At 37.6% G+C, this 13,483-nt stretch carries 8 protein-coding genes and 1 pseudogene; all 9 read right to left on the reverse strand.

Annotated elements, in window-relative coordinates; genetic code table 11:
- Window positions 1–24: 24 nt before the first annotated feature.
- Window positions 25–462, reverse strand: a pseudogene (locus EJF25_RS02250) (DUF5043 domain-containing protein); the annotation flags it as partial.
- Between the two features lie 240 nt (window positions 463–702).
- Entirely contained in the window at window positions 703–1,254 is a 552-nt protein-coding gene (locus EJF25_RS02255; RefSeq protein WP_125039843.1) for a DUF5043 domain-containing protein, read from the reverse strand.
- A gap of 22 nt (window positions 1,255–1,276) precedes the next feature.
- Window positions 1,277–2,815: a hypothetical protein gene (locus tag EJF25_RS02260; RefSeq protein WP_125039844.1), complete on the reverse strand. Its 1,539-nt coding sequence runs from the start codon at window positions 2,813–2,815 to the stop codon at window positions 1,277–1,279.
- A 6-nt stretch (window positions 2,816–2,821) separates the two neighbouring features.
- Window positions 2,822–4,561, reverse strand: coding sequence for an O-antigen ligase family protein (locus EJF25_RS02265; RefSeq protein ID WP_125039845.1), 1,740 nt, complete (start codon window positions 4,559–4,561; stop codon window positions 2,822–2,824).
- A gap of 162 nt (window positions 4,562–4,723) precedes the next feature.
- Complete coding sequence (locus EJF25_RS02270; RefSeq protein ID WP_200832850.1) at window positions 4,724–5,839, reverse strand: DUF4971 domain-containing protein; 1,116 nt, start codon at window positions 5,837–5,839, stop codon at window positions 4,724–4,726.
- A gap of 84 nt (window positions 5,840–5,923) precedes the next feature.
- Complete coding sequence (locus EJF25_RS02275) at window positions 5,924–7,414, reverse strand: BACON domain-containing protein (RefSeq protein WP_125039846.1); 1,491 nt, start codon at window positions 7,412–7,414, stop codon at window positions 5,924–5,926.
- A 27-nt stretch (window positions 7,415–7,441) separates the two neighbouring features.
- On the reverse strand, window positions 7,442–8,926 hold the full coding sequence (locus tag EJF25_RS02280) for a BACON domain-containing protein (RefSeq protein ID WP_125039847.1): 1,485 nt from the start codon (window positions 8,924–8,926) through the stop codon (window positions 7,442–7,444).
- Between the two features lie 31 nt (window positions 8,927–8,957).
- On the reverse strand, window positions 8,958–10,682 hold the full coding sequence (locus EJF25_RS02285; RefSeq protein WP_125039848.1) for a RagB/SusD family nutrient uptake outer membrane protein: 1,725 nt from the start codon (window positions 10,680–10,682) through the stop codon (window positions 8,958–8,960).
- 22 nt (window positions 10,683–10,704) lie between these two features.
- Entirely contained in the window at window positions 10,705–13,482 is a 2,778-nt protein-coding gene (locus EJF25_RS02290) for a SusC/RagA family TonB-linked outer membrane protein (protein ID WP_125039849.1), read from the reverse strand.
- Between the last annotated feature and the right edge of the window lies 1 nt (window position 13,483).

The raw sequence follows: 13,483 nt of genomic DNA on the forward strand, positions 1-13,483 counted from the left end.
ATCATATTCTGTTTTTTATTGATTCTATTTCGGCTCTATTGCCCACCATTGATATACATAGTTCAATGTTTTAGCCAGTGGTGTTAGTGTATATTTCAGCCCTACCAGTTTTGTCTCTATTTCACGATAAACTGAGACAGGGACAGTAGTATAAGGAGTTTGATTTGGAAAGTCGAAATAAAGTTCGCTAATTTTTCCCGTTTCAGAATTGATACTGATTATTATAAATAGTTCGTATCCTTTCATTTTTCCTTTGTAACTACCGAAAGCGTCATTTATAATGACTTTGTAAATTGAATCGATATATGCGTAATGTGCATCTTTTACGGTAAAAGGATCAATATCATAATCTTCCGCTTTAATATAAAATGGAGTGTTTGTCCCTTTTTTCATTTGAACTACGTATGTCCATTTGTTCGTACTATTGTATAATTTCACTTTCCCATAGTTGCTCACATCACATTGATATGTATATCACTTTTCATAGAATGCTTTTGTTATTGCATAATAATTTGTTTGCGCATTGATCCTGATATGCTGAAATATGTTATAATAAAGATATATGTTATTCTTATGATATACAATTTACATGATTTGTTCAACAATATATTTTGGACAGTTTATACATTTCAGGATATGTTAGAAGAGGTCAAAATACGTCTAACCTCTTCTAACTGTAACTTTTTGCTCAATTCGAATTAGCTATTTCGGTTCTATTGCCCACCATTGATATACATAGTTCAATGTTTTAGCCAGTGGTGTTAGTGTATACTTCAATCCCACCAGTTTCGTTTCTATTTCTCGATAAACAGAAACAGGAATAGTAACATAAGGGGTATGTTTCATAAAATTGAAATAAAGTTCACTGATTTCTCCTGTTTCGGAACTGATACTGAGTATTATAAAAAGTTCAAATCCTTTCATTTTTCCTTTGTAACTTCCGAATGCGTCATTGACAATAACTTTATAAATTGAGTCGTTATAAATGTCATGTTCATCTTCTACAGTTAAAGGATCAGTATCATAGTCTTCCATTTTAATATAAAATGGAACGTTTGTCCCTTTCTTCATCTGATCTATATATGTCCATTTATTTAGACTGTTGTATAGTGTTATGTCACCGTATGTTGTAACATCGCATTGATATGTAAATCCCTTTTCATGGAATGTCTTAGTCGTTTCATAATAATTCGTTTGGGCTGCAACGAATATTATGTTGAATAGCAAACAATTTAATATAAGTACTTTTTTCATATACATAATTTATTTTGTAATTTTATTTTGATAATATTTTTATAGTATTAAAGTTACTGGTTCCTTTTCTGATATCGAGCCAAGGATAATTGTTTTCAGTATACCCTACTTTTCGAAAGCTTTTGATGACTTTATTTTCTAATATTTCTTGCAATTCGCCTTCATCGATTCCTTGGCGCAATTCTCCATTCTCATCAATACATTTTGCTAATGATCGAGTTACAATCCATCTAGTATCTTTTTTACTTTTCTTTCGCCACCAAATTCGTTCACTTTCAGGTAAGCTATTTATGTAAATTTGTTGTGCAAGATGTGCTTGAACGTCTCTATTTAATGCAGATCCGTTCCATGTTTGTTGTTCAGTATATGATTGGAGAAGATGAAACATTTCATGAAATAGAACTCCACTACTGGCGTCTGTTCTTAATTTGATGGTAGATAGACTAGGATCGAATAGAGAATTACTGTTTTCAACAAACTCAAGAATAATAGTTTTTGAACTTAGTGTTTCTACAAGTTTATTATATAAAGCATTACCGATTGATGTTCCAGTCATTTTATTCAGCATCTTTTCTAATGCTAACCAATTATTTTCCGTCATCTTAGAATTTCGGAATATTGCTTTAGCTTTGGGAGTTTGGGGTATGTAACCACCATTAGTACTTCCTCCACCACCTCCACCATTATGATTATTATTATCCTCAGGATACCATGTTTGACTATTTCCACTTTCGTCATAGTATATGTCTTCACAAACTTCTACAGTTTCCCATTTTGTTTTTTTACGACATTCAATTCCGATTTCAAGACCATATTCAGGGTCTTGATAAACTGTTGGATTACAGTCATTATATTCCACTAGGATATTTTCAAAATGACAAACATGTACTGTAAATCCTCGCGAAGCTGCTTCTGTTTGCATCTGTAACCCCTCTTCAGTTCCCTGTTTGATGGTAGCCACAATTTTTCCATCTTCATATTTCCATCCATTTACCAAACTACCTTCAGGTTCATAGAAGTAGACACTGCCACTAAAATGAGGATCTCTATATAAATAGCTGTTTTCCTCAAAATGTTTAGCAGTCATAAGATACTCATAAGTACCTATGATATGCATTACGAAGTTGATAATTTCACCTGTTTCCAGATTCTTGATGATAACCATTCGTGAAATATTGCGAATCTTTCCAAGTTCAGTCTCTTTATACTTCTCCATCGTTTCGCTATCCATTAAAACCGCACCTCCTTTGTTTAGTAAAGGCACTTCCACGACTTCAAATTTTTCCTTTCGACTTTCGAGACCTTTTTTCCAATGTAGTTTTGACAATAATTCAAATTTGGTATCAACGGAACGTGTAGCAACTACCGGGGTCTGATTAGCCTCATACCAACTTAGTGCGGCATCTAAACTCAATTCCCTGTTTTTACCTTTAATAACTCCATTTGATGTCTTTTGCAAATCCCAATCTGATTCATCCTTTAAACAAGAATACAGAATCAGACAAATGGCAAGAAAACCACCAAAGTAGCAAATTCTACATTTGACTCTTTCTTTTTTCATGTTTTTCTACTCTTTTAGTGAATACTTTTTTAGTTGATTTTCGAAAATCCTTTGTAATTCCCGGTGCATCTCATAGGTCTCAAAACCATATACTTTTACCTTTTCTGTAAGTATTTCGTTTGCTAATTCCACTGCCTCAGGGATGCGTCCTTGACGATGATATAGGAGAGCCAATTTATAACGGGCTTTCTGTCGGGAAGGAACCATATTGTGTGCTGTCCAATAAGCTACTTCGGCATCTTTTAGTTTTCCTGTACGCTGAAAGGCGTCACCTTTAAGGATATAAGTGTGCGTACTTGGATGTAATCTTTCCCAATTGATTATTTTTTCCAGTAATGCGGTGTCTTTTTGGTATTTGTCAAGTGTATGGCAATAATATATCCAAAATACTGTTTCATTTCTCATCGCTGATTCTAAGTGAGATAGATCTTTGATCATCTTTTCTGAGGCTTTATTAATAGTATTTTGGGATATTTGATATAACTCTCGTTGGTTTCGAAGCATTTTTATCAACAGTAATCCTTCCCCTACGATGGCAATGAGGATCACTGCTTTTAGAAGTATGGGGTTGTAAGAAAATTGTTTTATTATATATTTCTTTTGTCTGTTGGACATTTCAGCTAGTGCTATTACTATGATAACCAAAATTGGAAAAGCTTGGTCGGGATAAGAGAAAAATCCCCAGATAAGTCCGGCTATACATATGGTTTTAGCAGATAAAGAACGTATTTCTCTTTCCTTATAGGAAAATATGATGTAGAGTATACCGATGTATAACAGTAATCCGAGTATACCATATTCTACGATCCAGCGTAATGGTTCGTTATAGACGTAATGGTTGTTGTCTGCGAGTTGTTTGTCGCCTATTGTTCCTTTTTCTTGCAGATACTCCCCTTGAAAATGCATATAGTAGGTGTTAAAACCATGAGGGCCGAAACCACTAAAAGGTTTCTCTTTGATCATTTGCGCGGTGACTTTCCAGATCAATACTCTTCCATTAACGGAAGCTGGTTTTAACTGATATAGCCAACATGAAAGGACACCGGTTAATAACAAAGCAAACAATACCCATCGGAGAGAGAATGAGAAACGACGATAAATGGCATAACCAATAATACCCAGTATTGCTATCCAGGCAGAACGACAGTTGGTGAGCCATAATGCGGGTAAAGCCACAGCACATATAAAAATACTCAGAAAGTATAGATGTGTAGGGATTATACTCTTTTTGAAGTATAATAGCGTTATAGTGGGGACAGTCAGTAATAAAGCTAACACTCCGGCATAAATTGTAGGATTGCCATAAGGTCCTGTTATTTCGAAATCGGGGTGGTGGGAAGGAAGTATATGAAGTATTTGCAAATAACCGATGCCTGATAAGATAATAATTGCTGTAAGAATTACACTATAAAGAATTGTGGCATTTAATCCTCCTGTTTGGCGTATACTCCAATATATAATGACTAGAGCAGCATTGGCCAATCCGTAAAGGCTGGAGTGTGGGGGATAAAAGTATATACTGCCTATAGCTATTAAAATGAATAACAAATCGATAACAGTCAGTTGCTGAATAAGCCGATTCTCAGAGAAAAAAGTTGATATTCCGATTAGTATCGATAGTGATATACATGTAAACAGGCATGATTGATGAGGGATATCAAGTATTCCTTTCACTGGATTGAACAACAAGCCCAATATAATAACTCCGGTGAACAAAGATAGTATGTTTTTACTGATTATTATCATCGATGTTCCTATCTTGCTCTCTTATGAAAATAGAATAGGGTTTAGTTCAATGTGAGTTTTGTATTTATAAAAATAGAGGAATGAAAGTCATTGAGAGAATCTCCATGCCCCCATTCCTCTTTACTTAAGAGTTCCTAAAACAATAGTTTTTTACCTTAAAACCTATTTATCTAATTTGGACACTTTTACATAGTCAATTTCCATGATAGCAGGTAGATTGTCGTCATCAATAAGACCGGCCCAAGAGCCATCTCTTCCTAATCCCATGTTCAGAATAATGTAGAATGGATTTTCATTAGTGAAAGGCCATTGTTTCATTTCTGCCTCATTTCCCAGATTCAGGTTCGAGTATGAGAATGTTTCTTGTCCATTGACAAAGAATGTCAACTTATTCTCATCCTTTTCTACTGTATAGATATTCCAATCTTGATAGTCGCAGGTTACCTGTGCAGTATTTGTCGGATCTTTTATACCTAAATCATAAGTGTAGTGGGTATGTATGGTATGGTGGATTACAGACTCTTGTTTTACGTGTTCCATGATGTCAATCTCTCCACTTTGAGGCCACCCTCCATAAACGGATGTTTTTGGCATCATCCAGATAGCAGGGAAGGCACCATCCGGATAACTTGTAATTCTTGCTTTCACTTCTATTTTTCCGAATGTGAAATCGAATTTACCTTGTGATTCAATACCACCGGCTTTGTATTCACCGTTTATTTTTTCAGCTTTTAATATCAGTTTGCCATCTTCTACATAAGCTTGATCATAGCTTTCAGACATTTCTTCGTTCCAGTCAGAACCTTGTTTTTTACACAATACCCATTTTGCTGGATCCGGATTGCCGTCCACATTGAAGTCATCAAAGAAGAGTACATTGCTATCTTGTTCCTTGAATTTGGTTAAGATAATAGTATAGGTTGTTGTTTTATGATCTTCAGTTGTGACGGTAACTGTTTGTTCTTTGTTCCACTTGCCGACAAATGTTGCCGGATCCGGTGAAATGGTAGCTCCGTCAGTCATTAATGTGTAATCTACACCTGTAATGATATTGGCATTCTCAATTACTCCAATCTCTACTTTGTGAGTTGTTTGGTCAATTTTCCCATGATAATAGGATATATTATCAGCCTGCGTACCTTTTACTGCTACGGAAAAGGCTGTCAGCGGATATTTTCTCTGTAGAGTGATATCATCCGTCTCATCATCTGAACAGGCAATGCTGGAAATTCCCATAAGTGCCATACTCATTAAAAGTAATATTTTTCTTTTTATCATACTCTTTTTCTTTTTATTGATTTATGAGTTTATTAGAAGCGATTACCTGATTGGGGGGTTCAGGTAATCACTTTTATTGGAGAATTAATCTCCCCATACTAATGGGGCGATGTATTCCCACTTGGTAAATTCGATACTGCCCTTAGAAGCTGACATTTCGAAAGAAGTACCTACTTTGGTTCGTTCAAATGGAACCTTATAAGTATCAGTTGTACCATTGGCGTCTGTTATACCATCACTTGTAGCTTTACCTATAATTACATCATTTAATATCCATTCGGAATAAATCCAAGATTTTGTTGGATCTGTTGCATCTATTGCTTCTCGGATTTCAAATGATAATACATTCGGTTTACTGGTATCTACAGTGTGACCGCTATTTTCGTTATATACATCACCATTCCACGGCCTTGTGCTTAATACTGTTTTTTGACCTTCAATGTGGAAACGAAGTTCTGCATTTCCTCCGTCATCTGCTTGACCTTTCCACATTATAAAGAGGTTGAGATTTGCACTGCCAAATGGCTCAAAGTAGAAATTATAATGTCCTACTGATAAGTCACTCGGACCGTAATAGGCGCCAGTTAATACTTGGTCCACATTATGAACTTCTGCTCTTTGTGGATTAGCTTGTTTAATTTTTATAGTTTTCACTAATGGAGTAGCACCTTCATCGGCTTTAGTTGTCAGTAAGATAATTCCTGTACGGACACTGGTTCCTGTATGTTCGTTTACGTTGATAACGATGTCACCATTACCATTGAACGAAGTCTTTTCAAAATTGTACCAAACGTCATCAGCTTCATTTTCTTTTGATACATTCCATTCTGCATTAGATTCTACATGAATAGTTAATGTTTGAGCCTGTTCATACATTTTGAACCATTTTCCATTTTCAGGAGTTTCCGGATTTAAGACAACTCCATCCTGTGTACATTCCACTATCTGAGCAATCTCACCATGACGATCATATATTGTAACTTCACCTTTACGTTGCTCGCCTGTATTCGGGGTTGCTTCTACGGTAATTTGTCCATTTAGCTCTCCTGATGTTCCAGATTTTATAGATAACCATACACTGCCATCCGTTACTTTAGCCGTCCATTTTTGGTTGCTAAGCACATCGAATGTCTCAGCATCTCCTTCTTGGTTGATCAATTCAATACCTTCCACATTTAAATAGGCAGTACCTTTCTGTGTAATGACGAACTGTTTTCCTGTCCAGTAATCACTTTTTATGTTAATTACGTCTGTGCGATCGTCCAACTCGGTATTTTCTTTACAGGTGATTGTAATATCATAGGTTTTACCAGCTTCACCTGTAGCAGGTGAGATGATATACCAATTTTCGTGATTTGAACCGAATACTTCCCAAGGATCTGTGGACTTAACTTGGAAAGAAACCTGTTCTGTTCCGTCGGCTTTAATGGTATAGGAATCTTGTTCTACTCTGTACCGTAGATCAACCCATTTCTCTGCTTCATCGTCTTTACAACTTTGGAATAATGGAAATGTTACCAAAAAAGTAAAGAGTGGGAAGCTCCAAAATACTATTCTTTGTATAATAGATTTCATAGTTTTATGTTTTAATACATTTGAACTTTATTCTGCAGGCTCATAGGTGATACTTTTAACTGTATAATAATCACCTTCTGTATAATTTAATCCACCTTCAAATTGGAGATTAATAACTTGTCCAGGATTGTTGCTTGGATCTGTTTCATAAATATTGGTCTGATTTACAAGATTTCCTATTTCTTCTCCGTTGATCGATAATCTGACTCTTAACTTACCTATATTATCAGGATCGTCTTCTACAAAAAATTCAATTGTACGAATAGCATTTAGTTCTTCTGTTGTGAGTGAGAACATTTTCTGCCCCCATCCAAATCCACCGGCACATCGGAAATCACAGTCTGAATTTGATCTTAACCAAAGTTTAATATTAGCATTTCCTGCATTAGGCCATAAATTGAAATGTAAACAGGATTCTCCATTAAGATTTATATCAGCAAGTTCAAATGTTAGATGTCCTTTTTTGATTGCATAGTTTGCAATAACATTATTCCCTGCAACAGCCATTATTTTTACATCTCCTGTAGCTTCGTCAATTACACGGTTTTCGCTACTGCCATTGAACCAGAATGCAGGAGACTGATTGATGTCGAATGTGATTCCTTCAAATCCATCTACTACTTCTTTTGTTTTCAAAATAATATGTCCTACCCGAGTGGATAACTGATTATTCACAGTAGTTGTAATTTTTAATTCAGTATCACTAAGTGCTTCAGCTTTTAACCAACTTTGATATTCTTTGGGAACTTCAACTTTCCATTCTTTATTTGCACGAATTTTAACAGTACCTCCTGTACTTGTTCCACCTACACTGATTGTCGTACTTTCTGGATCTTCTTCCTGTTCGATGACAACTCCATTTTGAGTGATTGTGAATGTATATGTCATAAATTCTGTTTTTACAGTAATTGTACCTTCTCTTCTTGCACCGGCATTGGCAGGAACTTTGATTGTAATCGTTTCTTCAAAAGCATCTTCGTTGCCTGTACCTGATTTCTTATCAATATTAGAAATGAAAGCAGTTGAAGGTATAATTTCCCATGGTTTATTTGAAGCAATGGTGAAAGTAATATCTTCACCTTCCGTTGCTACTAATTCATCATAGGGAATAACCACCAGATCTTCTTTCGAAGCCTGTGTGATCGTAACCACCTTTGTATTTGAAATACCTTCTGCTTTGATAGTCAGTTTCGCTGTACGTGATTGCTTTCCTGTATTATTTTCCATCGTCACCACAATCTCCGAAACCAGTGAACTGCTTGCACTCATCGAAGGAGTCGGTACGCACCATTGTGCATCACTTTCGATGGTCCAAGGAGTATTGGAACTGATGTTGAAAACTACATTGCTCGGAGATGTTGCCAAGGCAGTATAAGAATCCTGAGCGTCGATTTGGATATTGAGCGGACCTTCTGGCTGAGAGTCGATGCTGTACTCTTGGCATGCTACAAAACTGAATGTGCACAGAGCAATAATCAGTTGCATTAATGTATTACTATATAACTTTTTCATATTTCTTTAAAATATTAGATTTGACAATTAATTACCATCCCGTATTTTGAGGATTTAAGTTTGCATTCTTGTACAATTCGCTTTGAGGAATAGGATACAAATACATTGCATCTCTCCAATTACGAGTCTCATACAGATTTTTGTAGAAGTTAAAAGTACCGTTAGGTTGTTTTTCGATTTTTACTCCATACAGTTCACGCTGAGTTGTGTCTGCGATTTTCCATCTTCGTACATCCCAGAAACGGTGATCTTCAAAAGCAAACTCTACACGCCATTCATTGTATAGACGTTCTAAGAATTCATCTTTTCCGGAAGAAGGAATTGCCGGCATACCAGCATTCTTTCTAACCTCGTTGATTGCCCACAGTGCAGAATATTTATAAGTATCGTCCGTGTAATTTACATCGTTGAAGGCATTTACCATAGATTCTGCATAAGTAAGTAATGTCTCAGCATACCGATAAATTACCCAATGATGCTTATTCGTAGTTTCTTCTCCGTCGGTGAAAAGAGTTCCTTCCTGAATGTATTTGCGTAAGAAATAACCGGTAGGTGAACCACCTTCTGACACGATTCCGTCATCGACACCACCCTTATAGGTTTCAATCGTCTTCTCTTGGAATTTCATACCATTGGCTAAAATAGCGCGGTAGAAACGTTTATCACGTTTGTCATAAGGTAACTGCGGGTCAAATTCCGGGTCTTCTGAAACCCAGCCTGTGTTTTCCAAGGTCACTTTGTAACCATTGACTGTTTCGAATGCGTCTACAAGGTTCTGAGAGGGGAAGTTACTATAAGGAATCTGGCTTGAGTTACGCTTACCTGCCGTGAGGCGAATAGGGAAGTTGAATAGCTCGAAACTTGCGTCATTATCGTTAATTCTCATCAGTATAGTCTCTTTGGATTCGAGATTGTTGGCACTCTCTTTGGGGTCCAGAGAATATAACCCTGTGTTGATAATATCTAATGCTGCTTTTGCTGACTTTTTCCATAAATCTGTGTTCATGGAAGGATTGTGTAACTTGCTGGCAGCATATAAAAGTGCTTTTGACTTTACTGCCATCGCAAATCCTTTGGTAACTCTACCAATTTCCGCATTCGGCTCGTTTACATAACTGTCCGGCAGATGATTGTCGGCAATGGCTTCATCACATTCGCTGACAATGAAATCAATAACATCATTGAAAGATGTCTTGCCAATGGTATTAGCTTCTTCTTCAGTCAGTACTTCTAATGGCATGGCAATGTCACCGTAACGGCGTGCCAATTCAAAGAAATAGTGTGCCCGTAACACTCTGGCTTCGTAAGGGAAATACTTTAGTTGCTTCATCCAATTGGTATATTGTTCATTATGCTCATAACGTGTGAAGTCTACTTGAGCAATTTCTGCAATAAAACTATTGGCAGCACGTATACCTTTGTAAAGAGACCAAGAGTCATCAAATGTCTTGATGGAAGACCAGTTACCGTTATTGGTATTTTGGATATTGGCCGCTACTGCTCCAAATTCACCGTCATCACTGGCGCAATCACGCATGGCAAGTCCATCCGAAGTAAAGTTACCGGATGCTGCAAACCATTGGCATCCCTGTGGCATGAATGAGTATACATACGTAAGCATTGATTTGCTCGTATCGAAATACTTGTACATGTCTTCTTTTGTCTTCAGATTATTCGTCTCGTCAAAATCCAGGTAATTGCAGGAGGCAAAGACCAACGAAGACAAAAGAGTTAAGATTATGTATTTAGTTCTCATAATATTCATTTGTTACTTTGAATTAAAAATTAAGTTTGACACCTGCCCAATAACTTCTTGTCGATGGATAAGCAACACCGAGTTGTTCCGGATCAGCAAAATGAAGGTTGTCTAATGAGAACAGATTAGTTCCCTGTACAAATACTTTCAGATCAGCAAAGCGAGTCTGTGATTTTGAGAAAGTATAAGATACGAGCAGGTTACGCAATTTCAAGAATGAACCGTCGCGGTACCACAATGAACTGGCACGATAGTTGTTCAGGTTTTCCTGAGTAGTCAGTCTTGGCATGGTTGCGTTCGCTTTGTTTTCCGGAGACCAATATACTTCCTCGTTCAAGAATGTATTTGAGATATTTCCATTGTTCACAAGCGGCTGATACAACGGGCTGTTGAGCAAAGAAACTGTAACACCGGTCATACCTTGGAAGTCAGCAGAAAACTCAAATTTCTTGTAAGCGAGGTTCAGGTTAAATCCGAAGTAGAAGCGTGGTACGGATGAACCGAACATCTTGACAACGTCTTTTTCGTCAATAATATTGTCTCCATTCTGGTCTTTATATTTCACATCACCCGGAGCTACGGTAGAGAAGGTTTGCTGAGGGCTATTGTTAATTTCTTGTTGACTATTGAAGAAACCGATAGCTTCCAGACCATACATCTGTCCGACACGATTACCTTTTGTATACAAATAATTGTATTCCTGATATTCCTGATTTACATTGACTACCTCTGAATTCAGGTAAGACATACTGGCTCCTATACCGTAATGAAGGTCACCTATTTTATCATTCCAATTCAGGGAAGCATCCAGCCCTTTGTATTTATAGACTCCTTCATTCACCTGTCCCACTGTGATACCGATGATGCCAGAAGTAGAATTGGCTCCTGAAACAAGCATATCCGAGCGCTTTTCGTAGAACCCTTCTACGGTTGCACTCAAGCGATTGTCAAAAGCTTCAACATCAAAACCGAAAGTAGCTTTCGTCGATTTCTCTGCTACTAATCCTATGACCGGAAGGTCACCTTCGCTTCCCCCTCCTAAAGCACCGGCATTTACTCCGAAGTTATAACCAGTATTACTAATGTAAGATTGGCGCCACAACTCATGGCTTAGGTTACCGTCCCATCCGGACAAACCGTATGATGCACGAATCTTGAAGAGATTGATCGGAGTTATATTTTCCATGAATGCCTCGTTGGATGCGATCCATGCAGCAGATACTGCCGGATAAGTTGTAAATTTATCTCCATCCGGTAAGTAAGCGGAACCAGAATGATTGATTACGGCATTAATACTGTAACGGTTATCATAGGTATAAGTTGCGTTCAATAATATGGATTGGTTCTTCCGAGAGTTGTTTCTGCCATCCTCCACGATAGATTGCATATCGTAGATCAATGCTCCACTCACTTGGTGCTTTCCAAAATTACGGTTATAATCTATCTTTGCCTGAAAATCGCTACGCATGATCAAACTTTCGAAAGGCTGGCTGTGTCCCAGTGTTTCAGAGTCTGTTCCCCACATAATAGGAGTGGTCACTAGCGTACCATCACTAGCAATACTTGCCGAGTTATTCATATAGCGATAGCTTTTGCTGGAAGTTTCGTACATTCCTCCTATATTGTCAAAAGATACTGCTACTTCAGCACCAAGTCCTTTGGTCAGTACATCTAAATCCTGACGTAAACTCAAATCTGCCAGCAATGTGCCGTACATATTTCTGGTATGACCATAGTTTTTCAATAAGGCTACCGGATTATTGGCTCCATAGACAGAGCTACCTCCATAAATGCCGTTTTCGTAGCGAATAGGGAATGCAGCCGATGGTGTATTATAGATATTGCGGAAGATATTAGTGCGTCCATAACGGGTACCTCTATATTCCTGTAACTTTCCTACTAAGCCTACCTTCATATGAGTGCTTTCAGTAATATCCGCATCAATGTTAGTGCGTAGAGTAAGACGTGTGTCTGTCGGAGTCGTATCATAACGTGTATCTTCCGTGTTCTTCTTCAACATGGAACGGTCACGGTAATAATCAACCACGGTGAAGTAACGGAATTTTTCACCACCTCCATTGAAAGACATTTTCAGATTGTGTGTAAAACCTGCTTTGTTCATCGTCTGATCCCACCAGTCTACGTTTGGAAAATCATACGGGTAGATTCCTGTGCGGAAGGCATCCAACTCTTGTGAATTGTAGCGTGTGTCCAGCCCGTCACTCTTCAATGCCGTATTGAGGCTGTTAGCATACGTGTATGCGTCTGCAAATTCTGGTGAACGGAATTGGGTATTAACGCCGAAATTATAGTCTACATTCACTTTCAGTCCACTTTTAGCACCACGTTTAGTAGTGATAAGCACGACACCGTTTGCACCGCGTGTTCCATAAAGCGCTGCTGCAGCGGCATCTTTCAGAACATAGCACGATTCAATTTCCATAGAAGTGATATCGGTAATATCACGAGGAAAACCGTCAATCAGTATCAGAGGAGCATTGCCGTGCAGAGAGAGAGTAGATACGTTGTCAGGAGATGCACCTATACCTTGATACACATTCAGACCTGCCACTTTACCATACAATGCTTTGCTTATGTCTACATACGGAGACTTTTCAAATGCAGAAGCATTGACTCCGTTGATAGAATAACTGCTATTCTGGGAAGATACGTTCATTTGATATCCGACGCTCAGTGTATCAGTAAGCTGCGTTTCCGAAACAGCTTTTGATTTCTGTGCATTCAGGGAAACCGAACCTCCCAAAAGCAGGGTAATTAATATATAATTTAATTTATTCATT

It is taken from the genome of Bacteroides faecalis (assembly GCF_003865075.1).
GTDB classification, from domain to species: Bacteria; Bacteroidota; Bacteroidia; order Bacteroidales; family Bacteroidaceae; genus Bacteroides; species Bacteroides faecalis.